Raw genomic sequence first — 25,259 nt, forward strand, 5'->3', positions numbered from 1 at the left:
CTCAGAATGCGTAGCGGTGATACTGCGCCATGTACCGCAGCACCGGCACCGGCCTCATGATGGCCAGCATCATCCGGTAGTACCAGGGCAGTGTGTTGAACACCTTGTCTTCGAAGGGCGAGGTCCAGGCCAACAGCCGGGTGCCCGGTACCGCGCGCAAGATGTCCTCCGGCTTGTCGACGGCCCAATGCAGCTTGGCTCCGGATCGGCGCACCACGGTGTTGCTCCACTGCGATTTGATGCCGAAGGTGTTGAACGCATCGAATTGCAGTTCCCCGGAAGGAAACCCGTCGACGATGCGCCGTAGCAGCGCCACCCCGTCGTGTTCGGTGAGGTACATCGTCAGCCCCTCACCGATCATCAGGGTCGGCCGGTCGGCCGGGATGTCGCGCAGCCAGGCCGGGTCGGTCACCGAGGCGGCCACCACGTGATAGTGCTCGGCCGACGGGTAGAGCTGCTCGCGCAGGTGCGCGACTTCGGGGTAGTCGATGTCGTACCACTCGACACCGGGTCCCGGCTGCAGCCGGAAGAACCGGCCGTCCAGGCCGCAGCCCAGATGCAGCACGACGGCCTCGGGGTGCACGGCCAGGAACTGGCGGGTCCAGCGGTCGAAGTGCGCGCTGCGAGTCGTCACCGACGGTGACGTCGCCTCGGTGATCGAAGTACGGCTCCAGTCATAGTCGATGCGGTCGGCGATCTCTTTCGCCATCCGATCGCCCAGGATCGGGTTGGGCATGCCGGCGTCGAGCGCCTTGGCGTAGAACGTCGCCAACATGGTCTGGGGTGCTCCGGACAGGTCGACTTTCAGCTTGTCGGTCATATTCGCCAGGTTAGGCCGCAATACGCTTGCCGCCCAGTGGCTTAACACCTGTCGGCGTGGTGTTCAGCTGCCGTTGCGCGCACGTTTGGCGGCGCGCAGACCCACCCAGAACTTCGCAGCCTCGGCGATCGACTCCTCGACAGGCCTTGGCTGCCAACCGAGTTCACGTACCGCCTTGGAGTGATCGAGCTCGGCTTCGGCCCGCATGAGTCGCAGGGATTCCAGTGACAAACGCTCATCGGTGCCACGCAGCTTGCCCTTGATAGTGCCCGCCGCGGCCAGCGCATAGGACACCGGCAGCGGAATCGACCGCTGCGGCGGCGCGACACCGGCGGCCTCGGCGGCCAGGCGCGCCACGTCGGCGTTGCTGATCATCTTCTCCGAGATCAGGTAACGCTCTCCCGGGGTGCCCCGGTCGGCGGCCAGGAGCATGGCCTTGGCCGCATCGTCGATTCCGACGGCTTCCAGGTCGATCCCGCTCATCACGAACGGCAGCTTGCCGAACGCGGCGCCGGCGATGATCGCGCCGTGCGGGGTCCGGCCCCAGTCGCCGCTGCCGTAGGTGGTCGACACGCACATCGCGACGGCGGGCACACCACGCTCACGCGCGTATTGCAGCACCAGATCTTCGGCCTGCACCCGCGACCGCACGTAGGGCGTCACCTTGCACACGTCGACGACGTCGGCTTCGGTGGAGCGCTTTCCGCGCTTGCGGCCGACGGTGACGTAACTGCTGGTGTAGACGAACTTTCGTAATTCGGGGAACTCAACAGCCACGTCGAGCACATTGCGGGTGCCCTCGACGTTGGTACGGAACAGCGGTGCCGGGTCGCGCAACCAACCACGGGCGTCGACGACGCAGTGGTAGACGACGTCGCAACCGGCCATCGCCTCGCGCAGGGCCTCGGTGTCGAAGACATCGCCGAGCACTCGCTTGACCGGCAGGTCATCGATCCCAATGGTGCTGGCGTTCGGCCGCACCATCGCCCGGATCTCGGACCCGTCATCAGCAGCGACCAGTTGCCGCAGCACGTGCGAGCCCAGGAAGCCGTTGGCCCCGATGACCAGTTTGGCGCTCACTGCGCCCCGCCCCCGAACTTCTTCAACCACGCCTCGGCCTCCTCGGTCAACGTGCCGAGTTCGGCGGCCTTGCGGCACCACTTGCGGGCCGCGGAAGCGAACCGCAGGGGGTTGTAGACGTCTTCCTGACGGGACCACAGGCCGTCGCCGGCGTAGGTCAGGATCGAGATGTTGGTGGCGGTGATGATGGTGCCGTCACCCGGGTCGCGCATGGGGTTGTCCAGTTCGCAGATGATGCGTCCGGTGGGCTCGTCGATCACCGACCACAGCGACGGGAACGACGTCATGTAGCTGCCGGGGAAGGTGGTCATGGTCTTCCAGATCCACGGCCGCACCTGCTCGCGGCCCTTCATTGTGCCCACGGCGTGCTCGATGTAGTCGACGTCGACGGTGTAATGGTCGGCCCACACATCCCAGTTCTTGGTCTGCGCGGCCCGGTCGACGGTCTGCTCGAACGTTTCGAAGGCAGCGGCGAGTTCCTCGCGGCTGAAAGGGCTGCTCGTCACCCCAAAACTAGAACACGTTCTACCGGTCTTTGTCGAGACCTGTCACTGCACTGCCAGCACCGGCCGGGAACCCAGCGGGGCCTGCAGGGCGACCTCCGCGGTGCCGCGCACCGCGAGGGCGATACACATGCGGCCGACGGACTCCGGTGGCGTTCCGCCGCGAAGCTCGATCGTGACCGTGTCGGCGGTCTCCTGCGTGACCAGGTGGACTCCGAAGCAATCCGGGGTACCGGCGGTGAAGTTGACCGACAGGCGGTCCTGGTCGCGGCTGAAGGATTCGATCGAAGTCAGGTGGGGATCGACGATCGCGGGGTTGTCGGTGAACAGGGTGCGCGCGGGATCGGGCGGCACCTCAGGCACCGCGACCTGAGCCGGTTCGGCCGCCGCGGTGGGGCATCCGGCCAGCAGGAGTAAACCGGCGAGCGCGGCGGTTGCAACTACACGCATGACCACCACGGTAATCACGGAGCACAATGGGGCACATGGGCAACTATTCGACAGCGATCCTCGCGGGCGGCTGCTTCTGGGGCATGCAGGACCTCATCCGCAAGCAGCCCGGCGTGGTCTCCACCCGAGTGGGCTACACCGGCGGCCGCAACGACCATCCGACGTACCGCAATCATCCGGGCCACGCGGAGGCCGTCGAGATCGTCTATGACCCGACGCAGACCGACTTCCGCGCACTGCTGGAGTTCTTCTTCCAGATCCACGATCCGTCCACCAAGGACCGGCAGGGCAATGACGCCGGCACCAGCTACCGGTCGGCGATCTTCTACCTCGATGACGAGCAGAAGCGCGTCGCGCTGGACACCATCGCCGATGTGGACGCGTCGGGACTGTGGCCGGGCAAGGTGGTCACCGAGGTGACCCCGGCGAGCGACTTCTGGGAGGCCGAGCCCGAGCACCAGGACTACCTGGTGCATTACCCGAACGGGTACACCTGCCACTTCCCGCGCGCGGGCTGGAAGCTGCCCAAGCGGCAGACCGCGAGCCAGTAGGGCCGGTCAGGCCCCCAGCGGTGTGGCGCGACGGTGCACGACGATGCGCCCGCCCGCCGCGGGGGTGTAGGCCACGCCGCGGGAGTGCACCTTCTCTCCCGGCGCGGTGGTGGTCTCGATGACGAAGTGGCGCAGCACCGTTCGCAGCACCACATCCATCTCTACGTTGGCGAACACCGCCCCGACGCAGCGCCGGGTGCCGCCGCCGTACGGCAGCCAACCCAGGCCCGGCCGGTTCCCGACGAATCGCTGCGGGTCGAACCGGTCCGGATCGGTGAACTCCTTTTCGGCCTCCTGGATCTGCGAGATGGCCACAATGATCGAGTGCCCACGCGGAATCTCCCACTCCCCCAGGCGGATTGACGGTGCGTAGACGTGACGGCCGGCAAAGTCGATGACCGTGCGGTTGCGTTGCACCTCCAGGATGGTGGCTTGACGGTATTCGTTGTTGTCGGAGGCAGCCTCGGCCACCAGTTCGGACAGCACCTGTGCATGACGGCTGATCCGCTCGAAGGCCCAGCCCAGGGTCGAGGCCGTGGTCTCGTGGCCTGCGGCCAGCAGGGTCAGCAGCTCGTCACCGATGTCCTTGCGGGACATGGCCGATCCGTCCTCGTACGTGCTGCGCAACAGCAGCGCCAGGATGTCGTCGCGCCGGTCGAAGTCGGGGTCGGCTTCGACCCGGTCGATCAGCCGGTCGATGACGGCGTCGTAGCGTCGACGGTACGAGGCGAGCCGGCCCCACGGGCTGAACCGGCCGAATGTCCGGGCCGGGGTCGGCACCACCACCAGCCGCGAGCCCAGGGTGACCCAGGGCGGGATGATGCGGCGCAACTCGTCGAGTTGTTCACCATCGGCGCCGAACACCGCGCGCAGGATCGCGTTGAGCGTGATCCGCATCATCGGTTCGAGCGTCTCGAACTGCTGCCCCTCGGGCCAGCTCGCCGTTTCCCGCAGCGTCTCCTCTTCGAAAATCCGCTCATAGTTCCTGATGCTCTTGCCGTGGAACGGCGGGGTGAGCAGCTTGCGACGGCGACGGTGATCGGTGCCGTCGAGGGCGAACACCGATCCGGAGCCGAGGATGCGGCTCAGGTTGGGCTGGATGTTGCCGACGTCGTCGGTGTTGGCGGCGAAGAGCTGCTTGGCCAGCTGGGCATCGGCGATCATCACGGTGGGACCGAAGATCGGGAGCTTGAGGCTGAACACGTCGCCCTGCCGGCGGGCGACCTGCTTGACCACCCAGCGTCTGGCCAGTGCGAAGCCGATGGCCTGCAACGGCTTCGGAACGCGCGCGGGTGGCGGTACCCGGCCCGGCGCGGCGCTCCCGGTCGGGTCTTCGGTGGTCTTCTCAGCAGCTACGAGCTCGGTCATACCATCTCCAGCAAGTACTGGTACCGCGCGGTACCATCGGTTATGGGGTACGGTACCCCCAGGTACCAGGCAACGCAAGGGGGTCAGCCACGATGACCGCACTCAGCCATGCCGAATCTCCCGCCGACACCTACCGGCTGCGGCTGCTCGACGGGCTCGCCGCGGCGATCAACGACAAGGGCTATCGCGAGACGACGGTGGCCGACATCGTCCGCCACGCCCGTACCTCGAAGCGCACGTTCTACGACCAGTTCGGGACCAAGGAAGACGGCTTCCTCGAGCTGTTGCGCGCCAACAATGCCGTCCTCGTCGACGGCATCCAGGCCGCCGTCGACCCCGAGGCAACCTGGCCCGATCAGATCGGACAGGCCGTCGGCGCCTATGTCGACCACATCGCATCCGCCCCGGCGATCACGCTGAGCTGGATCCGCGAACTGCCCGCGCTGGGCAGCAGGGCCCGCCCGCTGCAGCGCGAAGCCCTGCGGGATCTGACCGATCTGCTGATCGAACTGAGCGGCAGCGCCGGCTTCCGGCGCGCCGGACTGCCCCGGCTCACCGAGCCGATGGCCATCATCTTGCTGGGCGGCCTTCGCGAATTGACCGCGCTGATCGTCGAGGACGGCGGCGACATCCACGACATCTACGGTCCCGCGGTGGCCGCGTCGATGGCCATCCTGGGCGGGACAACCGTCAGCGCAGGATGAGCCGGGCCGACTTCTCCAGTCGCCGAGCGATATCCGGATATTTCTGATAGCCCATACCGGCGCGCACCAGCGCACCGGAGTACAACATCTCCAGCGATTCGATGACATCGGCGTCCACATCGGGCCCGAGCGCGGCGGCCAGCCGACCACGGATGTCGCCGCCGATGCGCTGTCGCAGCGCCTCGACATCCGGATCCTTACCGAGCAGCGCGTTGGTCACCGCCCCGGCGAACTCGGGTTCATCGGCCACCAGAGATGCGATGTGCTGCAACACCTCGACCACCCGGGTAGCCGGGTCGGCCGACTCGTGAGCGGCCGGCGGCGCGGCCGAGAGCCGGCGCCAGAACACCTCGGCCACGAGGTGCTCCTTGGAGGAGAAGTAGGTGTAGGCCGTCGCCGCCCCGACCCCGGCCTCGGCAGCCACACGGCGCACGGTCAGCCCGGCGAATCCGTCCCGGATGATCAACTGCAACGCGGCCTGCCCCAGGCGTTCCACAGTGTCGGCCTGCCTGGCACTCAGGCGGCGACGCGTCGACTCCAGAGCGGCATCAGACACGTGTCCGGACGCTACTACAACAACCATTCGCCAGCAACGGTAGGTTGTGCATTCATGAGCACCGCTGACACCGCCCTGCCGCCCCGCGCCGAGCGCCTGTTCGCCCTCGCCGAGCAGGTCACCGGCTTCATGCCGGCCGATGAGGGCCGCGCCCTCTATGACGCGGGCGTGCGTTACCTCGACGGCGGGATCGGGGTCGAGATCGGCACCTACTGCGGCAAGTCGACGGTGATGCTGGGCGCGGCCGCACAGGAGACGGACTCAGTGCTGTACACCGTCGACCATCACCACGGCTCGGAGGAGCATCAGGTCGGCTGGGAGTACCACGACACCACCATGGTCGATCCGGTGACCGGACTGTTCGACACCCTGCCCACGATGCGCCACACGCTGGACGCCGCCGGCCTGGACGAGCATGTGGTGGCCGTGGTCGGAAAGTCACCCGTAGTGGCCCGCGGATGGCGAATGCCGTTGCGGCTGTTGTTCATCGACGGCGGCCATACCGAGGAGGCCGCGCAGCGGGACTTCGACGGCTGGGCCCGCTGGGTCGAGGTGGGCGGTGCGCTGATCATCCACGACGTGTTCCCCGATCCCGATGACGGCGGCCAGGCGCCGTTCCACATCTACCAGCGCGCACTGGCGACCGGCGCCTTCGACGAGGTCGCCGCAATGGGTTCGATGCGGGTGCTCCAGCGGACCTCCGGCGAGCCGGGGCAGCTGGACTAGCGGTCGCCGGCGTTGCGGCCCGCCACACACTCGCAGTCGTACTCGCCCTCCAGGCCGCGCGGCAGTCCAACGCCTCGGAAGATGCCGCTGGCCGCGGTGGTCGACGACAGCGCGTCGGCGGCCAGGATCATGGCGGCGCCGGTCCAGGTGGTGCGTTCCTCGGGCCAGCGTTTGCCGTCGGCGAAAACCAGTCCGGTCCAATAGGATCCGTCGTCCTCGCGCAGGTGCTGCATGGCCGCGAACTGCTCGCGGGCCCGTCGGGTGTCACCGATCGCGTCCAGGGCCATCACCAGCTCACAGGTCTCCGCGCCGGTAACCCAGGGCCGGTGGTCCACGCACCGGATGCCCAGCCCGGGCACCACGAAGTCGTTCCAACGGTCGTCGATCCGGGCTTGCGCGGCCGCCCCACTCAGGGCGCCGCCGAGCACGGGGTAGTACCACTCCATCGCGTGGGTGTCCTTGGCGGAGAACGCCTCCGGATGAGCGGCGATCGCGTGGCCGAGACGCCCGACAGCGACCTCCCATTCCGGCTGGGGGTCGTCGAGGTAGTCGGCGAGCGCAAGTCCGCACCGGATGCTGTGGTACACGCTGGCGCAGCCGGTCAGCAGCGCCTCTTCAACCGGGCCGGACGGGCTTGCTGCCCAGTAGATCTCACCGCCGGCGGCCTGCAGGCCCAGTACGAAGTCGAGAGCCTGGGTCACCACCGGCCACATCAACTCGGCGAAGGCCCGGTCCCCGGTGATCAGCACGTGGTGCCAGACGCCGGTGGCCACGTAGGCGCAGAAGTTGCTGTCACTGTTGGCATCCTCGATGACACCGTTGCGCAGCTGGATCGGCCAGGACCCGTCGGCGCGCTGCACGGTGCGGCACCAGTCGAATGCCGCGCGGGCCGGTTCGATCAGCCCGGCCACGGTCAACGCCATGGCGTTTTCCACGTGATCCCACGGGTCGGTGTGGCCGCCGTCGAACCACGGCAACGCCCCCGAGGATTCCTGGGTCGCGGCAATCGATCGCGCTGTCTGCAGGCAGTCGTCCGGCGTCAAAACTCCGGGCACACCGGGGATCTCAGGCACTAGCACCGCCCGGGCCTACCCGTTCGTTTCCGGCGCGCGGAATTCTGGCTTGCGGAAGTAGAGCGCGACGCTCTTGCCGATCACCGGGTTCAGCAGCGACTCGGTGGTGCGGGTGAGCCAGGGCCGTCCCATCATGTCCCACACCAGCAGCTGGTGATAGGCCTTGACCGCGAAGTGGTCGTTCTTCTCGGTGCCGACAAGACATTTGAGCCACCAGTACGGCGAGTGCAGCGCATGCTCGTGGTGCGTATGCGTGAGCTTGAGCCCGTGCGCCAGTACCTTGTCGCGCAGCTCGTCGGCTTTGTAGATGCGGATGTGTCCGCCCTCGTTGGCGTGGTACTCGTCCGACAGCAGCCAGCACACCTTCTCCGGAAGCCAGCGCGGCACGGTGATGGCCAGCGCGCCACCGGGTTTGAGGACACGCACTAACTCGGCGATGGCCCGGTCGTCCTCCGGCACGTGCTCCAGGATCTCCGAGGCGATCACGCAGTCGAAGCTGGCGTCGGGATACGGAAGGTCGAGCGCGTCACCCTTGACGGCCTCGCCCTTGGCCGACAGCGGAACCTCGCCCGCTTCCCGCATGGCCTGCAGCATCGTGTCGACATCGTTGAGATCGGACGCACTCTGGTCGAAGCCGACGACGTTCGCTCCGCGCCGGTAGGCCTCGAACGTGTGCCGGCCCGCGCCGCAGCCGACGTCGATCACCGTGGTGCCCGGTCCGACACCGAGACGGTCGAAATCGACGGTCAGCATGACGCCCCCTTCTTCCCTACCCGCTCACGGGCCATCTCGTACACCGATACCGTCTGCGCGGCAACCGATTCCCAACTGAACACGTCGAGCGCCCGCTGCCGCCCGGCGGCGCCGAGCTTGCGGCGCTCCGACGGGGAGTCGAGCAGTTCGCCGAGCACCGCGGTCAACTCGTCGACGTCGGCCGGGCGCACCAACCGGGCGCAGGCGCCGTCGTCACCGACCACCTCGGGCAGTGCTCCCGCGCGACTCGCCACGATCGGGGTGCCACTGGCCATGGCTTCCACGGCCGGCAGTGAGAACCCCTCGTACAGCGACGGGATGCACGCCACCTCGGCGGAGGCCAGCAGCGCGGCGAGTTCCTCGTCGCTCAGCCCGCTGGAGCTGTGCACGATATCGGAAATGCCAAGCTCGGCAATGAGTTTCTCGGTCGGCCCGTTCGGCTCGAGCTTGGACACCAACTGCACGTCGAGGTCACGTGCCACCCGCAGCCGGGCCACTGCATGGAGCAGATGGCTGACGCCCTTGAGCGGAACGTCGGCACTGGCGATCGCGATGATGCGTCCGCTCACCCGGTGCTCGGCGGGCTTGAACAGTTCGGTGTCCACGCCCAGCGGCACGATGTGCAGCTGATCCGGTGTCACCCCGAAGTCCTCGGCGATGTCGGCGGCCGAGGACGACGACACGGTGAGCAGCTCGGGGATCTTGCGAGCCACCTTCTTCTGCATCTCGGCGAACCCGTACCAGCGCCGCACCAGCGGCTTGCGCCACCACTTGGCGGCGGCGATCTCGACCACCCGGTCGCGGGTGATCGGGTGGTGCACGGTGGCCACGACCGGCAGGCCGAGGCCGGCGATCTTCAGCAGCGCCGAGCCCAGGCTCTGGTTGTCGTGGACCACGTCGAACTCGTCGCGGCGGTCGGCCAGGATCCGGGCCACGCGCATCGTGAACGTCCGGGGCTCCGGGAAGCCGGCGCTCCACATCGTGGCCAGTTCCAGGGCGTCGATACCGTCGCGGATCTCGCTGGGCTTGGGCACGCGGAACGGGTCCGGCTCACGGTAGAGGTCCAGGCTCGGAACCTTGGTCAGCTTGACCCGCGGGTCCAGGCCTTCGGGATACGGCTGGCCGGAGAACACCTCGACGTCGTGGCCCAGTTCGGCGAGCCCGCGGCTCAGATAGCGCACGTAGACACCCTGACCACCGCAATGAGTCTTGCTCCGATAGGACAGCAACGCGATACGCATAATCAGATCACCCGACGGCCGGAATCGTGCTGAGCTGGGAATACACGCTCACGCGTCGACTCCGAACCCTCTGGACATGTGTCCAGACTATAGTTTGACCTGCTAGCCAACGCAACGCGTCGGCCAGCGGCTAAGCCGGAGGGAAGCCCCCGGTGGCAACGGGACCCCAACGCACCGGCGTGATCCGGATCAGGCACTTGCCCTGATCCACCATCGCCTGCCGGTACTCATCCCAATCGGGGTGTTCACCGGCGACCGCGCGGAAGTAATCGACCAGCGGCTCCACCGCGTCGGGCAGTCCGATCACCTCGGCGTCGCCGTCGACTTGCACATACGCGCCGTTGAACTCCTCGGACAGCACCGTCACGCTGGCCCGGGGCGTGCGCCGGAGGTTGACGGCCTTCGCCCGTTGCGGATAGCTGGCGATCACGATGCGACCCCGCTCGTCCACCCCGCCCGTCACCGGTGAGGTCTGCAGCGAGCCGTCGGCGCGGAACGTGGTGAGCACCATGTGATGTCTCGGGCGCACGAAGTCCAGGAGTTCGTCGATACCCACGGTCTCGGCGGTCGCGTATTTCCGGGCCATGCCTCGACATTAGTAGCCGCAGGGCCGCCAATTTCGCTGTCTTCACCCAGATCCGGTCATTGAGTCGATCAATTTCTGCCAGCGGAACTAAAGCTTCTGAGCTGCCGGTTCTACCGGACATACCGCAGCATGTCGAAATGCCGCGAACCAGAACAGGACGGACGCTCCAGTGCGAAACACGATCGGAAAGTCACGAATCATCACCGCCGCCGTCGGTGGTCTGGCGGCCGTGGTCATCGGATCGGCCGGCATCGCCGCGGCCGCACCCAGTGGCCCCAGCAATGCCGAGAAGACGATCAGACAACTTCAGTCCCAGGGCTACACCGTGATCGTCAACCGCCTGGGATCGTCACCGCTGGATCAGGCTTCCGTCGTCGCCGTACGGCCCGGGCCGAACTTCAGCCGCACCGACACGCTGAGCGCCGTCACCACACGCACGGTGTACGTCGACGTCAAGTAGCAGACAGGCACTGCCATCGGAGTCGATAATGACCGGATGGCAGTGAAAATGGAGGATCTGCTGGGCAGCAAGCTGGATGCCCTGCGATACCAGCCCACTGCCAAACGAATTCGGATCTGTCTGGGCGGCGAGCCGGTCGCCGACACCGGTGAGGCGGTCCTGATCTGGGAGCCGCGGCGGGTGGTCCCGACGTATGCGGTGCCGCGTTCGGCACTGACGGCACAACTGGTTCCGGCCGGCGGGGATGTGGGTGACGACGAGATCCCCGGGTTCCTGGACCCATCGGTGCCGTTCACCGCGCACACGTGTCCGGGGACGGCTTTCGACGTCATCGCCGGTGACGAAACCGGCGCCGCCGCGGCGTTCCGGCCAGACGATCCGGAGTTGGCCGACTACCTGATCCTGGACTTCGCGACCTTCGAATGGCGCGAGGAAGACGAGCCGATCGTCGCGCACCCGCACGATCCGTTCCACCGGATCGACATCCGGCGCAGCCGACGGCACATCCGCATCGAGCTCGACGGGCAGGTGCTGGCCGAATCCTCCAGTCCCATGCTGTTATTCGAGACCGGCCTGCCCACCCGCCACTATCTTCCGCGCGCAGATCTGACCGCTGTTCTCGACGTGAGCAACACCGTCACGTACTGCGCGTACAAGGGACGGGCCACCTACTATTCACTGCCCGGTGGTCCTGCCAATCTGGCCTGGTCCTATCACGAGCCGCTGATCGACGCGGTGCAGGTCCGCGACCACATCTGCTTCTTCGACGAGCGGGTCGACGTGTTCGTCGACGGTGAGCGCATGGATCGTCCCGTCACCCCCTGGTCCTGACGGAAGCCCTGTTTGGGGCCGCCCGGTTCTGGCAACATCTGTCTCCGACAGCACTGTCAGTTGACCGGAGGTCATGATGGGCTCATCGGATGTCACGATCACCGCGGCCGCCGGGACTGAAGGCGGTGGCGCCGCGCTCGATCAGGTGATCGGCATGTCGGTGGTCGCCCTGATCGTCACCGTCGCACTCCTGTGGATCGGGTACCTGCACCGCAACCGGCGCATCACCTGGCTGAACAACTTCGCCGAATGGCTGGGCCGCAAGTTCCACCGGCCACCGTGGGTCGCGTTGCAGGTGTTCCTGTTCACCGCGACCATCATCTGCGCTCTGTTCGGTTTCATCTGGGACGTCAGCCTGCACATCGGCAAGGGACGTGACGCCGGACCGCTGGCCAACCCCGCGCACTACTTCATCCTGATCGGGCTGTTCCTGCTTTTCATCGCCGGCTCGATGGCCATCGTGCTGCCCTACGACAAGCCCGGCCCGGCCGCCATCCGGATCACCCGCACCTGGTACGCCCCTGTCGGCGGAGTCCTGATGGCGCTGTGCGGGCTGTACGCCCTCATCGGGTTCCCCCTCGACGACATCTGGCACCGCATCTTCGGCCAGGACGTCACCCTCTGGGGCCCAACCCATTTGATGCTGATCGGCGGTGCGGGGTTGTCACTGATCGCCGTGCTGCTGCTGGAGCACGAGGGCCGGGTCGCGATGGGCCCGGACAGCGTGGGTGAGGACAGCAAGTTCAACAAGTTCCTCTACTTCCTGTCGTTCGGCGGCCTGTTCATCGGGCTCTCGGTGTTCCAGATCGAATACGACTTCGGTGTGGAGCAGTTCCGGCTGGTGCTGCAGCCGATGATGATCGCGGGTGCGGCGGCGCTGGCCGCGGTCGCGGCGCGGCTGGTACTCGGCCCGGGCGCGGCCTTGATCGCCGCCGGGTTCGCGATAGCCCTGCGCGGGGCCGTGGCCTTCATCGTCGGCCCGGTACTCGGTGCACCGACGAGCTGGTTCGCGCTCTACCTCGGCCCGGCGCTGGTGGTCGAACTCATCGCATTGACCCCGCTTGTCAAGCGGCCCATCCTTTTTGGCGCGGTGGCCGGTCTCGGCGTGGCGACCGTCGGACTGTGGCTGGAATCGTTGTGGATCGGTGCGGTCTATCACTACCCGTGGCCGACGAGCATGTGGGGTGAGGCGCTGGCCATGGCGATCCCGGTGGCCGTCGCGATGGGCCTGTGCGGCGCGCTGCTGGCGCTGGTGCTCACCGGTCAGCCGCTCCCCCGGCCCGCGATGGGCATCTCCATCGTGGTGGCCACCGTGCTGGTGATCGGCGGTGCGGTGGCCAACGGGCTGCGCACCGAGGTTCCGCAAAATGCCAGCGCCACCATCACTTTGACGGATCTCCCGGCTCACGACGGACAGCGCATGACCTCGGCGGACGTGCAGATCACCCCGGCCGGCCTGGTCAGCGACAACCCGGAGTGGGTGTCGGTCCTGGCGTGGCAGGGCGGTCTGGCCAACGATCGCGGTCTGGTGATCAACCCGTTGGAGAAGGTCGGTCCGGGTCACTACCGGTCGACGCAGCCCATCCCGGTGTCCGGAAAATGGAAGACCCTGCTGCGCGTGCAGGACGGGACCACCATGGCCGGCGTGCCGATCTTCCTGCCCGCCGATCCGGGTATCGGTGCCAGCGAGACGCCGGCACTGACGACGAGCACCCGTGAGTTCGTGCAGGAGATCACGATCCTGCAGCGCGAACGCAACCTCAACCACCCGTCCTGGCTGTACAACGTGGCTTCGCTGGTGGTCCTGGTGTGCACGCTGATCCTGATCGCGGGGTTGACCTGGGGTGCCGGGCGGATCAATGCCAGGGAGCTGGCCGCGGGACGTGAACCCGCCGGGCTCCCATGACGTATCTGATCCAGTACCAGGCCGACCACACGTTGCTGCTGGCATTGCCGGCCTTCGCTCCGGCACTCGTCGTGGTGGGCGTCGTGGTGTACGTCGCCATGCGGGACCGCCGTCAGAATGCGGGCAGCGAATCTCCTCGAGATGAATCGGTGGACTCCTCAGGCGAAGATGGTTCACCGTGATCAACCTCAAATGCAGTGTCATCGTCCTGGCGTCCGCCCTCGCCCTGGTGACGGCCGGTTGCGGCGGCTCCGACGAGACTCAGAAGACCGACGGCTCAGCCGGTTCGGCCACTCCCACGGCCACCACGGTCAATCCGTCGGACATGACCAACCAGCAGCAGGCGCCCACCCGGCTGCTGATCGACGTCACCATCAAGGGCGGCGAGGTCACCCCGACCAACCAGCCGCTGCAGGGCAAGGTCGGCCAGCCCATCGTGGTGCGGGTGAACAGCGACGCCGCCGATGAGCTGCATGTGCACTCCAATCCCGAGCACAGCTTCAAGATCGAGCCGCGTAACGGCCAGCAGTTCCAGTTCACCGTCGATGTACCCGGCACCGTCGACATCGAGTTGCATCAGCTGAACCGCACGATCGCCAGCGTGCAAGTGCAGCAGTGACGCCCCGGTCGACCGCGGTACTGGCCCATGGCCTGGGCGGTTCGACCGATCTTCCGATCCCCTACACCTACGCGCTGATCGGCGCGGCGTGGACGCTGACGTTCACCTTCGCGGTGGTGGCACTGGCCTGGCGACAGCCCAGATTCGATCCGGACAAACCGGGCCTGCCACTGCCGTCCTGGGTGACGACGGCCGTCGACTCCACCGTGACGCGCTGGGTGGTGGGCCTGCTCTCACTCGCCCTCACCGGGTGGGTGGCCTACACCGCAATAACCCGGCCGGTGGGCGCCAATCCGCTGCCGGGTGTCTTCTATGTCCTGCTGTGGGTGGGACTCGTCGCTGCCTCCCTGTTGTTGGGCCCGGTGTGGCGGCTGATCTCTCCTGTCCGCGCGCTGTACCGGTTCCTGCCCGAGGCGGCCCCGTGGCGCTATCCCGAGCGGCTGGGTTACTGGCCGGCCGCCGCGGGGCTGTTCGCCTTCGTGTGGTTGGAACTGGCCAGTCCGGACTCGGGATCGGTTGCGGCCATTCGTAACTGGCTGTTGGTCTACCTGGCGGTGACTCTGGCCGGCGCATTGTGCTGCGGGCAGCGCTGGCTGGAAAGTGCCGACCCGTTCGAGGTGTACAGCACGGTTGCTTCGAGACTGTCGCCGTTGCGCCGCCATGACGGTCGGATCGTGCTCGGCAATCCTTTCGATCACCTGCCCTCGATGCCGGTGCGACCGGGGCTCGTCGCCGTGCTGGCGGTCCTGTTGGGATCCACGGCGTTCGACAGCTTCTCGGCCATGCCTCAGTGGCGCAACTTCGTCGACGCGCACGCCGGATCCCCGCTGGGCTCCAGCCTGATCCGCACCGCGGGTCTACTGGTGTTCGCCACCACGGTGGCCGTCACGTTCTGGGCCGCCACCCGCACCACCGGCGGGGTCGATCGCCGGCTGCGCCGCGAATTGCCCGGGCTGATGGCGCATTCGCTGATCCCCATCGTCATCGGCTACGTGTTCGCGCACTACCTGTCCTATCTGGTGGAGCGCGGCCAGCAGACGGTGATCCTGCTGTTCGGACTGCAGGATGTGCAGGTCAGCTACTTCTTGTCCGTGCACCCAACGCTTTTGGCCAGTCTGAAGGTCGGATTCGTGCTGGCCGGTCACGTCGCCGGCGTGATCGCGGCACACGACCGGGCACTGCTCCTGCTGCCGAAACAACACCAGCTCACCGGCCAGCTCGCGACGATGCTGGTGATGGTCGGCTACACCTTCACCGGGTTGTACCTGCTGTTCGGCGGGTAGCGTCGGGATCATGCAGATGTCCAAGCAGACTCGGGCACTCATCGTCGTCGATGTACAGAGCGACTTCTGTGAAGGCGGCTCGCTGGCGGTCGCCGGTGGGGCTGCGGTGGCGCGCGACGTCACCGCTCTGTTGGCCACCGATCACGGGTACGACCACGTGGTGGCCACCAAGGACTTCCACATCGACCCGGGTGGGCATTTCTCCGACACCCCCGACTACAAGACGTCGTGGCCGCGGCACTGCGTGGCCGATACGCCGGGGGCGGCATTCCATCCCGAATTCGATCCGGCTGCGATCGAGGCGGTGTTCAAGAAGGGCCACCACTCGGCGGCCTACAGCGGATTCGAGGGCGTCGACGACTCCGGGACGACGCTTGCGGACTGGCTGCGCCGGCGGGGCGTCGAGGCGGTGGACGTGGTGGGCATCGCCACCGACTACTGTGTCGCGGCCACCGCTGCTGACGCGGTCAAGGCCGGGCTGCGCACGCGCGTGCTGACCGGCCTGACCGCCGGCGTCGCACCTGAGAGCTCCACTGCGGCAATCGATGAACTTCGCAGCGCCGGAGTGGAAATCAGCTAGTCGGGTCGACGGGCCGGCCTGTCCAGCGCGGCTCCCGACGCTCGACGTAGGCACGCACCCCTTCGCGTGCATCGTCGTGCGCCATCAAGCGCAGGTGGATCTCGGTCTCCCGGGCGCCGACACCGGCCCGGTCGAGGTCATACGAATCCCACAGCAGCCGCTTGCTGGCCGCGACCGACATCGGCGCGGTGTTGACCGCGATGTCGTGCGCGAGTTCCAGTGCGGCGGGCAGCACCTGGTCGGCCGGCAGCACCCGGCTGCCCAGGCCGAGTTCGACGGCGCGGTGCCCGTCGAATGTGGCTCCGGTCAACAGGATCTCCGCGGCGTTGGCGAGACCCACCAGCCGGGGCAGGATCCAGTGCGAGTACGCGTCGCCGACCATGCCGCGCCGGGCCTGCACCACGCCGTAACGTGCATCGGCGGCGAAAAACCGGATGTCGCACTGCAATGCGAGAGTCAGGCCGATGCCGATGGCGTGTCCGTTGACCGCGGCGATCACCGGCTTGCCGAGAGTCCACGCCGGCACGGCCAGGCCCGCGGCGCTGAATTCCTGGCCGGGCTCGGTGAAGGTCTGCTCCCCCGCGCCCAGGTCTGCGCCCGCGCAGAACGCGGGCGGGGCACCGGTCAGCACGATCACGCGGATCGCGTCGCCGGCGTCGCACCGCAGGTAGGCGTCGGCCAGTTCCTCGCGCATCCCGCCACCGAAGGCATTGCGTTGCTGCGGGCGGTCCAACGTGATGATGGCAACGGACTTATCGACTGTCACGCGCAGGGTCCGGTACTCCGGCAGCTCAGAGCGTGTGGTCACAGCTGGTAACGTACCGCCCGCTCGTACGCCCGGCCACAGGCCCCCGAGCGCCGTATGGTCGATTTGTGACCTTGGAAACGTGGCGGGGCAAGGCCTACCCACTCGGTGCCACCTACGACGGCTCGGGCACCAACTTCGCGTTGTTCAGTGAGGTCGCCGACCGTGTCGAGCTGTGCCTGTTCGACCCGGACGAATCCGGGGCGCTGCAGGAGACCCGGGTGACGCTGCCCGAGGTGGATGGATTCGTCTGGCACGGTTTCATTCCCGGGATCGAGCCCGGCCAGCGCTACGGCTACCGGGTGCACGGCCCCTACGACCCGGCGTCCGGTAAGCGCTGCAATCCGAACAAGTTCGTGCTGGACCCGTACGCCAAGGCCATCGAAGGTGCCTTCGACTGGGGCCAGCCGCTGTTCTCCTACAACTTCGACGACCCGGACACCCGCAACGACGACGATTCAGCGGCCGGCATGCCGAAGGCCGTGGTGATCAACCCCTACTTCGACTGGGGCGTCGACCACCCGCCCAGTCACGAGTACGCCGACACCGTCATCTACGAAGCGCACGTCAAGGGACTCACCCAGACCCACCCGGACATCCCCGAGCAGTTGCGCGGAACCTACGCCGCCGTCGCCCACCCGGTGATCATCGAGCATCTGAAAGCGTTGCGGGTCAACGCCGTCGAGCTGATGCCGGTGCACCATTTCGTGGATGACTCCACGCTCGTCGAGAAGGGTTTGTCGAACTACTGGGGCTACAACACGATCGGGTTCCTGGCACCCGACCCCCGCTACAGTTCGGCCGGCACCCCTGGCGGTCACGTCCAGGAATTCAAGGCCATGGTGCGCGAACTGCACGCCAACGACATCGAGGTGATCCTCGACGTCGTCTACAACCACACGGCCGAGGGCAACCACCTGGGGCCGACGCTGTCGATGCGCGGTATCGACAACGCCGCCTACTACCGGCTGGTCGACAAAGACAAGCAGTACTACATGGACTACACCGGCACCGGCAACAGTCTCAACGTCGGCCATCCCCATTCACTGCAACTGATCATGGACTCGTTGCGGTACTGGGTCACGGAGATGCATGTCGACGGGTTCCGCTTCGACCTGGCCGCCACGCTGGCCCGCGAGTTCTACGACGTCGACCGACTGAGCGCGTTTTTCGAACTGGTGCAACAGGATCCGATCGTGAGCCAGGTCAAGTTGATCGCCGAGCCGTGGGACGTCGGGCCCGGTGGCTACCAGGTGGGCAACTTCCCGCCGCAGTGGACCGAGTGGAACGGCAAGTTCCGCGACACCGTGCGCGACTACTGGCGCGGCGAGCCGGCCACCCTCGACGAGTTCGCCTATCGGCTGACCGGCTCGGCCGATCTGTATGAGCAGACCGGCCGTCGCCCGTTCGCCTCGATCAACTTCGTAACCGCCCACGACGGCTTCACGCTCCGTGACCTGGTGTCCTACAACGAAAAACACAATCAAGCCAACGGCGAGGACAACCGCGACGGGGAGAGCAACAACAAGTCGTGGAACTGCGGCGCCGAAGGTCCGTCGGACGATCCGGCGATCAATACGCTGCGCGCCCGCCAGCAGCGCAACTTCCTGGCCACTCTGCTGCTCTCCCAAGGCGTTCCGATGCTCTCGCACGGCGATGAGCTGGGACGCACGCAGCGCGGCAACAACAACGTGTACTGCCAGGACAATGACATCTCCTGGATCGACTGGGCCACCGCAGATTCCGATCTGCTCGAGTTCACCCGCTCGGTGTCGGCGCTGCGCGCGGCACACCCGGTGTTCCGGCGTCGCAGGTTCTTCGACGGCCGGCCGGTACGTGAGGCCGGCACAGACGGATCGCCCGACATCGCCTGGTTCGCACCCGACGGCTCCGACATGACGGCCGAGGACTGGGAGACCGGGTACGCCAATTCGGTGGCCGTGTATTTGAACGGACAGGGCATCGCCGATCCCGATGTCCGGGGCCAGCGCGTGGTGGACGACTCGTTCCTGCTGTGCTTCAACGCGCACTACGAACCGATCGAGTTTGTTTTACCACCGGCACAATTCGGCGCCCGATGGGTTCCGGCAATCAGCACTTCGGCAAACTCCACACGCGGTGCGGTAGCTGCCGGTGACGCGGTGAATGTGGACGCCCGCGCCGTCCTGGTGCTGCAATCAGAATCAGATTGAGCGTCAATTCAAAGAGTTGCTCGTCGATCGGATGTCCCTGCCCTAACCAGGAAGTCTGGTACCTTGAGCATGTAGCAGCCGTGGCCGCCTAAGTAGACATTGAGCGTTTTTTTCGATGTCCCCGGCCGGGCGGGCTGGGGGGTACGAGCCGAAGAGCGGCGGCAACTACCCTGCGGCCACGGCTGCGGCATCTGAACGGCTTTGCCGCCGTACCTCCAACTTCAACCACGTTGATTCATTCAGCGCGCATCGGGCCGCCACTCTCCTGCAATACCTCTGTTACAGAGGTATTGTCGGAAGCATGCAGGACCAGCGTGATCTCGTCAGCGAGCTCTTCACGGTCGTCGGCCGGTTCCGCAGACAGCTGCGCCGGTCCACCGGCGGCGGGTTCGACGCCACCGGATTGACCCAGTCGCAGGGCGAACTGTTACGCCTGGTCGGGCGCCGGCCGGACATCTCGGTGCGGGAATCGGCCGTCGAGCTCAGCCTGGTGCCCAACACCGCGTCCACGCTGGTGTCACGTCTGGTCGCCGACGGACTGCTGACCCGGACCACCGACGACGCGGATCGCCGGGTCGTCCGCCTGCGGCTCACCCCGCCCGCGCAGGCGATCGCCGACGAGTCGCGGGCCGCCCGCCGGGCCGCGCTGGCGGCCGCGCTGGCACAGCTCGACGACCGCCAGATCACGGATCTGGCAAACGGATTGGATGTGATGACCGAACTGACCCGGCTGCTCCACGAGGACGAAATGGGGGAAGCATGACCGAGCAGACCCCGGCCATCGACTGCAGACACCTGACCCACCACTACGGCACGTTCACCGCGGTCGACGATCTGACCCTGCAAGTCCATCGCGGTGAGACCCTGGGCCTGCTCGGCCCGAACGGCGCCGGCAAGACCACCGCGGTACGGGTGCTGACCACCCTGACGCCGGTGCAACAGGGCGAGGTGCGGATCTTCGGCCTCGACACCGGCCGGCACACCATGGACATCCGGCACAACATCGGCTATGTCCCACAACAACTCTCGATCGAGGCCGCCCTGACCGGCCGACAGAACGTCGAGTTGTTCGCACGCCTGTACGACGTGCCGCGCGCCGAACGCAGGGATCGGGTGAACCAGGCGCTGGAATCGATGCAACTGCTCGACGTCGCCGACGCCGTGGCCGGCACCTACTCCGGGGGCATGGTGCGCCGCCTCGAGCTGGCCCAGGCACTGGTCAATCGTCCACTGCTGCTGATCCTCGACGAGCCCACGGTCGGTCTGGACCCCATCGCCCGCGACAGCGTCTGGACCCAGGTCGGCCGGATGCAGGCCGAGTTCGGGATGACGGTGCTGCTCACCACGCACTACATGGGTGAGGCCGACGCGCTGTGCGACCGGGTGGCCCTGATGCACCACGGCCGGTTGCAGGCGCTCGGGACGCCCGCCGACCTGAAGGCCAGGGTATTGAAGGCGACCGCATCTGAGGACGCCACGCTGGAGGACGTCTTCCGCCATTACGCCGGTTCCGACCTGACCGACGCCGGGCAACGGCCCGCTGGCATGCGCGAGGTGCGCGCGACCCGCAGGACGGCCCGTCGTGTCAGCTGATGCTCTGGTGATGGCCCCGCGCGGAATGGCCCGGGTCCGCGCCATGGCCCGGCGGATGTCGGCCTTCGCCCTGGTCGAACTGCAGAAACTGCGCCACGACCGGACCGAGCTGTTCACCCGCATGGTGCAGCCCGCGCTGTGGCTGTTGATCTTCGGCCAGACGTTCAGCCGGTTGCACCTGGTCGACACCGGCGGCGTGCCTTACCTGGCCTTTCTGGCGCCCGGCATCATCGCCCAGTCGGCCCTGTTCATCTCGATCTTCTACGGCATCCAGATCATCTGGGACCGCGACGCCGGCATCCTGGCCAAGCTGATGGTGACCCCGGCTCCGGCGTCGGCGCTGGTGGCGGGCAAGGCGTTCGCGGCCGGGGTGCGCTCGGTGGTGCAGGTCCTCGGCGTCGTGCTCCTGGCATACCTGATGGGGATCGCGATGACGGTCAATCCGCTGCGCATCCTGGCCGCGATGGCCGTGGTGGCGCTGGGTGCGGCGTTTTTTGCCTGCCTGTCGATGACGCTGGCCGGGCTAGTGCGCAAACGGGACCGGCTGATGGGAATCGGCCAGGCCATCACCATGCCGTTGTTCTTCGCGTCCAATGCGCTCTATCCCGTCGAGATCATGCCGACCTGGCTGCGCTGGCTGTCCGCCGTCAACCCGCTCAGTTATGAGGTCAATGCGTTGCGTGGGTTGTTGATCGGGACTCCGAGCAATTGGGCGCTGGACATCGGTGTGTTGGTCGCGGCCGCCGTGGTCGGCGTGGCCGTCGCCTCGTCGTTGTTGCGCCGGCTGGTTCGCTAGGAGCAGCCCCGATACGCCCGACCAACCGGGTGGTTTAGTGTGCAGACAGATCCACCGACAGGGAGACGGTCATGCAACTGGCGCTCACACCGGAGGAAGCAGCTTTCCGCGATGAGCTGCGCACCTTCTACACGACGAAGATTCCCGCCGAGATTCGCGAACGAAATCGGCTCGGGTTGCCCATCGGCAAAGAGGGCATCGTCACGGCGCACAAAATCCTCCATGAACACGGACTTGCGGTGCCCAACTGGCCCGTCGAGTGGGGCGGCAAGGACTGGACCCCCAACCAGCACCAGATCTGGCTCGACGAGATGCAGCTGGCCAGCGTCCCCGAGCCGCTGACCTTCAACGCCCGGATGGTCGGACCGGTGATCGCCGAGTTCGGGTCGCAGGCGGTCAAGGAGCGCTTCCTGCCGCCGACCGCGGCGCTGGACATCTGGTGGTGCCAGGGCTTCTCCGAGCCCGAGGCCGGTTCCGATCTGGCTTCGCTGCGCACCACCGCGGTGCGTGACGGCGACAGCTACGTGGTCAACGGCCAGAAGACCTGGACCACGCTGGGGCAGCACGCCGACTGGATCTTCTGCCTGGTCCGAACCGATCCGCAGGCCCCCAAGAAGCAGGCCGGCATCTCGTTCCTGCTGTTCGAGATGGACACCCCCGGTGTCACGCTGCGCCCGATCAAGCTGATCGACGGCAGCTACGAGGTCAACGAGGTGTTCTTCGAGGACGTCCGGGTGCCCGCCGACCAGCTCGTCGGCGAGGAGAACCAGGGCTGGACCTACGCGAAGTTCCTGCTCGGCAACGAGCGCACCGGCATCGCCCAGGTGGCCCGGACCAAGGTGCGTCTCGCTGAGGTCAAGGAACGCGCCGCGGCCAACGGCCTGCTGGCCGATCCGCTGTTCGCCGCACGGCTGGCCGAGGCCGAAAACGACGTGCTGGCACTGGAACTCACCCAGATGCGGGTGACCTCCGATTCTGCCGACGGCAAGCCGAGCCCGGCCTCGTCGGTGCTGAAGCTGCGCGGCAGCCAGCTGCAGCAGACCGCCACCGAACTGCTGGTCGAGGTCGCAGGCGCCGACGCGCTGCCGTATGAGGCCGGCGATATCGCCTCACCCGAATGGGCCCAGAACGCCGCCCCGCACTACCTCAACTACCGCAAGACCTCGATCTACGGCGGTAGCAACGAGGTGCAGCGCACCATCATCTCGTCCACCATTCTCGGATTGTGAGTTGAGCCATGGACTTTCAGCTGACTGACGAACAGACCCTGCTGGCCGATACCACCCGCGACCTGTTGTCGGGTTACGACACCGAGAAGCGGAACAAGGTGGTGGAGTCCGAGCCCGGGTACGACCGCCAGATCTGGGGACAGCTCGCCGAGGTCGGCGTTCTGGGCCTGGGTTTCGATGAGGACTCCGGCGGCCAGATCGAGATCATGGTGGTGCTCAACGAGCTCGGGCGCCGGCTGGCACCCGAGCCGGTACTGCACGGCGCGATCGGCCCCGGCGCGATCATCGCCGAGGCCGGCACCGATGCCCAGCGCGCCCTTCTCGACGAAGTCGCTTCCGGCCAGCGGATTCTGGCCTTCGCTCACTCCGAACCGGGTGTGCGCGGATCGGCCGGTGTGACGACCACCGCGACGCGCAGCGGCGACGGGTGGACCCTGTCCGGCACCAAGAACCCGGTACTGGCCGGCGACGTCGCCGACACACTGATCGTCAGTGCGGCCCTGCCCGACGGCGGCACCGGACTGTTCCTGGTCGACGGCGCCAATGTGACGCGTCAGGGCTACCGCACCTTCGACGGTCAGCGCGGCGCCCAGGTCACCCTGGACTCCACACCCGCCGAGCCGCTCGGCGAGGCCGCCGATGCCGGCGTCGCGATCACCAACGCACTGGTTCGGATCTCGGCGGGCCTGTGCGCCGAGGCAGTCGGCGTGATGGACGAGTCGCTGCGCCTGACCACCGATTACCTCAAGCAGCGCAAGCAGTTCGGGGTCACGCTGAGCAAGTTCCAGACCCTGACCCAGCGCGCTGCCGACATGTACATGTCGCTGGAGCTGGCCCGCAGCATGGGCACCTACGCGGCGATGTCCATCGCCGATGGTGAGCTCGACCCGGTGATCGCGGCACGCGCCAAACTGCAGATCGGGCGGTCGGGCCGGCACATCGCGCAGGAGTCGATCCAGCTGCACGGCGGCATCGGTGTCACCGCCGAGTACCCCGTGGGCCACTACGCCGCCCGCCTGACCGCGATCGAGCACACCCTGGGCTCGTCGGCCGATCAGCTACGGACGCTGGTGGGTCAACTCGACAGCTACGAGATCGCCACCCTCTGAAGCCAGTTCTGATGGGGCCCCTGCCGGTTCACCCGGTCGGGGCCCCTTCGGTATCGCCATGGCGATGAGGGCGGCACCGGCCGCGGCGACCGCGGCGATCAACAGGGCGACGCGGAATCCACCCAACGACGGCAGCGCGTGCCCGGCGACCGTGACGGTCATCTGGGCCAGCACGGCGGTCATCACCGCACTCGACGTCGACGTGCCCAGCGAGCGGGCCAGTGAGTTGATGCTGTTGGCCGACGCGGTTTCCGACACCGGCACCGCGGCATTGATCAGGGCGGGCAGGGCCGCGAAGGCGAACCCGACACCGAAGCTGACGATCAGGCCGAGCACCATCACCCCGACCGGGGTGCCGAGCAGGACGGTGCCGGCCAGGTAGCCCGCGGCGATGATCGCGCTGCCGATCACCAACACGATCTTCGGTCCGCGCGCGGCCACGACCCGGGCGGCCACGGGTGCGGCCGCCATCATCGCCAGGCCGCCGGGCGCCATCCACAGACCGGTGGCGATCATGCTCTGCCCCAACCCGAATCCTGTTTCCCGGGGCATCTCCAGCAGCTGAGGCCCGACGAGCGACAACGCGAACATGCCGAAGCCCACCGCGATGGACGACAGATTCGTCAGCAGCACCGGGCGTTTCAGCGTGGTCCGCATGTCCACGATCGGCGACGGCGCGCGGTACTGCCACCAGGTGAACACCCCGAACGTCACCGCCGCGGCCGCGAACAGGCCCAGCGTCGTGACACTGCCCCAGCCCCACATCCCGCCCTTGGAGATCGGCAGCAACAGCATCACCAGACCGGCCCCCAGCGCCAGCGCACCGATCGGATCGAAGCGGTGATCCGACGACACCGGCTCCAGGTCGGGCACCAGCAGGACGAACAGGACTCCGGAGGCCAGGCCGAGAAAGGCCGAACACCAGAACAGGGCATGCCAATTGAAGTGTTCGGCGATCACCGCCGACAGCGGCAGACCCATCGCACCGCCCACGCCCAGCGACGCGCTCATCAGACCCATCGCCGAGGCCACCCGCTCGGCGGGCAGGGCGGAGCGCAGCACGCTGATGCCCAGCGGGATCACCGGGGCGCCGAATCCCTGCAGGCCGCGCCCGATGACCAACGGGATGAGCGACGTGGTGGTGGCTGCGATGACCGATCCGGCGAACAGCATTGCGGCGCACAGCACCAGGATCCGTTTGGGGCCGTACATGTCTCCGAGCCGGCCCAGCACGGGCGTGGCGACGGCACCGGTCAGCAGGGTCGCGGTGATCGCCCACGACGCGTTGGCCGGGCTGGTGTCGAGCAGCGCGGGCAATTGCGGGATGAGCGGGATCATCAGGGTCTGCATGAGCGAGACGCTGATGCCCGCGGCCGCGAGCACCGCGATCAGCAGCCCACCGGACGCCGATCGGCGCGTGGGCTGATTAGGCATACTAATGAAGA

The 25,259-nt window shown here is 67.1% G+C and carries 28 protein-coding genes; 16 read left to right on the forward strand and 12 right to left on the reverse strand.

Annotated features, from left to right (window positions below; all coding sequences use genetic code 11):
- Position 1: 1 nt before the first annotated feature.
- The 4 genes from EYZ64_RS30580 to EYZ64_RS30595 all read right to left on the reverse strand — a co-directional run bounded on the left by EYZ64_RS30580 (position 2) and on the right by EYZ64_RS30595 (position 2,853).
- On the reverse strand, positions 2-820 hold the full coding sequence (locus EYZ64_RS30580; RefSeq protein WP_135459491.1) for a class I SAM-dependent methyltransferase: 819 nt from the start codon (positions 818-820) through the stop codon (positions 2-4).
- A gap of 63 nt (positions 821-883) precedes the next feature.
- Positions 884-1,900, reverse strand: coding sequence for an NAD-dependent epimerase/dehydratase family protein (locus EYZ64_RS30585; RefSeq protein ID WP_135459492.1), 1,017 nt, complete (start codon positions 1,898-1,900; stop codon positions 884-886).
- A complete protein-coding gene (locus tag EYZ64_RS30590; protein ID WP_135459493.1) occupies positions 1,897-2,406 on the reverse strand; it encodes a nuclear transport factor 2-like protein in 510 nt (169 codons plus the stop codon). The genes EYZ64_RS30585 and EYZ64_RS30590 overlap by 4 nt, the downstream gene beginning before the upstream one ends.
- 42 nt (positions 2,407-2,448) lie before the next feature.
- A complete protein-coding gene (locus EYZ64_RS30595; RefSeq protein ID WP_286175209.1) occupies positions 2,449-2,853 on the reverse strand; it encodes a hypothetical protein in 405 nt (134 codons plus the stop codon).
- A 35-nt stretch (positions 2,854-2,888) separates the two neighbouring features.
- On the opposite strand from EYZ64_RS30595, the gene msrA reads away from it, so the two are divergent.
- A complete protein-coding gene (gene msrA / locus EYZ64_RS30600) occupies positions 2,889-3,404 on the forward strand; it encodes a peptide-methionine (S)-S-oxide reductase MsrA (RefSeq protein WP_135459494.1) in 516 nt (171 codons plus the stop codon).
- Positions 3,405-3,410: 6 nt separating this feature from the next.
- Here msrA and EYZ64_RS30605 read toward each other — a convergent pair whose 3' ends face one another.
- Complete coding sequence (locus tag EYZ64_RS30605) at positions 3,411-4,772, reverse strand: cytochrome P450 (protein WP_135459495.1); 1,362 nt, start codon at positions 4,770-4,772, stop codon at positions 3,411-3,413.
- Between the two features lie 92 nt (positions 4,773-4,864).
- On the opposite strand from EYZ64_RS30605, the gene EYZ64_RS30610 reads away from it, so the two are divergent.
- Positions 4,865-5,476, forward strand: coding sequence for a TetR/AcrR family transcriptional regulator (locus tag EYZ64_RS30610; protein ID WP_135459496.1), 612 nt, complete (start codon positions 4,865-4,867; stop codon positions 5,474-5,476).
- Here the strand turns inward: EYZ64_RS30610 and EYZ64_RS30615 are convergent.
- The gene (locus tag EYZ64_RS30615) at positions 5,463-6,032 is read right to left on the reverse strand and encodes a TetR/AcrR family transcriptional regulator (protein ID WP_135459497.1); all 570 of its coding nucleotides are present in this window, start codon (positions 6,030-6,032) and stop codon (positions 5,463-5,465) included. The genes EYZ64_RS30610 and EYZ64_RS30615 overlap by 14 nt on opposite strands.
- A 54-nt stretch (positions 6,033-6,086) precedes the next feature.
- Between EYZ64_RS30615 and EYZ64_RS30620 the strand changes: the two genes are divergently transcribed.
- Complete coding sequence (locus EYZ64_RS30620; protein ID WP_135459498.1) at positions 6,087-6,758, forward strand: class I SAM-dependent methyltransferase; 672 nt, start codon at positions 6,087-6,089, stop codon at positions 6,756-6,758.
- Here EYZ64_RS30620 and mmpH read toward each other — a convergent pair.
- The 4 genes from mmpH to EYZ64_RS30640 all read right to left on the reverse strand — a co-directional run bounded on the left by mmpH (position 6,755) and on the right by EYZ64_RS30640 (position 10,411).
- Positions 6,755-7,831 (reverse strand): MMP endo-(1,4)-3-O-methyl-alpha-D-mannosidase, encoded by a 1,077-nt coding sequence (mmpH, locus tag EYZ64_RS30625; protein WP_167858214.1) that lies wholly within the window; start codon positions 7,829-7,831, stop codon positions 6,755-6,757. The two genes, EYZ64_RS30620 and mmpH, sit on opposite strands and share 4 nt — an antisense overlap.
- A gap of 15 nt (positions 7,832-7,846) precedes the next feature.
- Positions 7,847-8,584 carry a class I SAM-dependent methyltransferase gene (locus EYZ64_RS30630; RefSeq protein ID WP_135459499.1) on the reverse strand — a complete coding sequence of 246 codons (738 nt, stop codon included), beginning with the start codon at positions 8,582-8,584 and terminating at the stop codon, positions 7,847-7,849.
- Positions 8,578-9,825, reverse strand: a complete 1,248-nt coding sequence (gene manT / locus EYZ64_RS30635) for an MMP alpha-(1->4)-mannosyltransferase (RefSeq protein ID WP_135459500.1) — start codon at positions 9,823-9,825, stop codon at positions 8,578-8,580. Before manT ends, EYZ64_RS30630 begins: the two co-directional genes overlap by 7 nt.
- A gap of 130 nt (positions 9,826-9,955) precedes the next feature.
- A complete protein-coding gene (locus EYZ64_RS30640) occupies positions 9,956-10,411 on the reverse strand; it encodes a PPOX class F420-dependent oxidoreductase (protein ID WP_135459501.1) in 456 nt (151 codons plus the stop codon).
- 181 nt (positions 10,412-10,592) lie between these two features.
- On the opposite strand from EYZ64_RS30640, the gene EYZ64_RS30645 reads away from it, so the two are divergent.
- From EYZ64_RS30645 to EYZ64_RS30675, 7 genes are all read left to right on the forward strand, one after another.
- On the forward strand, positions 10,593-10,871 hold the full coding sequence (locus tag EYZ64_RS30645; RefSeq protein WP_135460341.1) for a hypothetical protein: 279 nt from the start codon (positions 10,593-10,595) through the stop codon (positions 10,869-10,871).
- Positions 10,872-10,907: 36 nt separating this feature from the next.
- Positions 10,908-11,702, forward strand: a complete 795-nt coding sequence (locus EYZ64_RS30650; protein WP_135459502.1) for a DUF427 domain-containing protein — start codon at positions 10,908-10,910, stop codon at positions 11,700-11,702.
- Positions 11,703-11,778: 76 nt separating this feature from the next.
- Positions 11,779-13,608, forward strand: a complete 1,830-nt coding sequence (locus EYZ64_RS30655; RefSeq protein ID WP_167858038.1) for a hypothetical protein — start codon at positions 11,779-11,781, stop codon at positions 13,606-13,608.
- Complete coding sequence (locus tag EYZ64_RS30660; protein WP_135459504.1) at positions 13,605-13,790, forward strand: hypothetical protein; 186 nt, start codon at positions 13,605-13,607, stop codon at positions 13,788-13,790. The genes EYZ64_RS30655 and EYZ64_RS30660 overlap by 4 nt, the downstream gene beginning before the upstream one ends.
- Positions 13,787-14,227, forward strand: a complete 441-nt coding sequence (locus tag EYZ64_RS30665) for a hypothetical protein (protein WP_135459505.1) — start codon at positions 13,787-13,789, stop codon at positions 14,225-14,227. Before EYZ64_RS30660 ends, EYZ64_RS30665 begins: the two co-directional genes overlap by 4 nt.
- Positions 14,224-15,510 carry a hypothetical protein gene (locus tag EYZ64_RS30670; protein ID WP_135459506.1) on the forward strand — a complete coding sequence of 429 codons (1,287 nt, stop codon included), beginning with the start codon at positions 14,224-14,226 and terminating at the stop codon, positions 15,508-15,510. The genes EYZ64_RS30665 and EYZ64_RS30670 overlap by 4 nt, the downstream gene beginning before the upstream one ends.
- A 10-nt stretch (positions 15,511-15,520) precedes the next feature.
- Positions 15,521-16,090 carry an isochorismatase family protein gene (locus EYZ64_RS30675; RefSeq protein WP_286175213.1) on the forward strand — a complete coding sequence of 190 codons (570 nt, stop codon included), beginning with the start codon at positions 15,521-15,523 and terminating at the stop codon, positions 16,088-16,090.
- Here the strand turns inward: EYZ64_RS30675 and EYZ64_RS30680 are convergent.
- Positions 16,083-16,898 carry an enoyl-CoA hydratase/isomerase family protein gene (locus tag EYZ64_RS30680; RefSeq protein WP_135459507.1) on the reverse strand — a complete coding sequence of 272 codons (816 nt, stop codon included), beginning with the start codon at positions 16,896-16,898 and terminating at the stop codon, positions 16,083-16,085. The two genes, EYZ64_RS30675 and EYZ64_RS30680, sit on opposite strands and share 8 nt — an antisense overlap.
- A 71-nt stretch (positions 16,899-16,969) precedes the next feature.
- Here EYZ64_RS30680 and glgX point away from each other — a divergent pair, with 71 nt between their 5' ends.
- The 6 genes from glgX to EYZ64_RS30710 all read left to right on the forward strand — a co-directional run bounded on the left by glgX (position 16,970) and on the right by EYZ64_RS30710 (position 23,814).
- Positions 16,970-19,087 (forward strand): glycogen debranching protein GlgX, encoded by a 2,118-nt coding sequence (glgX, locus tag EYZ64_RS30685; protein ID WP_135460343.1) that lies wholly within the window; start codon positions 16,970-16,972, stop codon positions 19,085-19,087.
- Between the two features lie 301 nt (positions 19,088-19,388).
- On the forward strand, positions 19,389-19,850 hold the full coding sequence (locus EYZ64_RS30690; protein ID WP_135459508.1) for a MarR family winged helix-turn-helix transcriptional regulator: 462 nt from the start codon (positions 19,389-19,391) through the stop codon (positions 19,848-19,850).
- Positions 19,847-20,680: an ATP-binding cassette domain-containing protein gene (locus EYZ64_RS30695; RefSeq protein ID WP_135459509.1), complete on the forward strand. Its 834-nt coding sequence runs from the start codon at positions 19,847-19,849 to the stop codon at positions 20,678-20,680. The genes EYZ64_RS30690 and EYZ64_RS30695 overlap by 4 nt, the downstream gene beginning before the upstream one ends.
- Before the next feature lie 10 nt (positions 20,681-20,690).
- Positions 20,691-21,476, forward strand: a complete 786-nt coding sequence (locus EYZ64_RS30700) for an ABC transporter permease (protein WP_135460344.1) — start codon at positions 20,691-20,693, stop codon at positions 21,474-21,476.
- A gap of 71 nt (positions 21,477-21,547) precedes the next feature.
- Positions 21,548-22,705 (forward strand): acyl-CoA dehydrogenase family protein, encoded by a 1,158-nt coding sequence (locus tag EYZ64_RS30705; protein WP_135459510.1) that lies wholly within the window; start codon positions 21,548-21,550, stop codon positions 22,703-22,705.
- Between the two features lie 8 nt (positions 22,706-22,713).
- Entirely contained in the window at positions 22,714-23,814 is a 1,101-nt protein-coding gene (locus EYZ64_RS30710; RefSeq protein ID WP_135459511.1) for an acyl-CoA dehydrogenase family protein, read from the forward strand.
- On the opposite strand, the gene EYZ64_RS30715 is transcribed toward EYZ64_RS30710, so the two are convergent.
- Positions 23,764-25,248, reverse strand: coding sequence for an MFS transporter (locus EYZ64_RS30715; protein ID WP_135459512.1), 1,485 nt, complete (start codon positions 25,246-25,248; stop codon positions 23,764-23,766). The genes EYZ64_RS30710 and EYZ64_RS30715 overlap by 51 nt on opposite strands.
- Between the last annotated feature and the right edge of the window lie 11 nt (positions 25,249-25,259).

Source organism: Mycobacterium sp. DL99 (genome assembly GCF_004762045.1).
In the GTDB taxonomy this organism is placed as follows: Bacteria; Actinomycetota; Actinomycetes; order Mycobacteriales; family Mycobacteriaceae; genus Mycobacterium.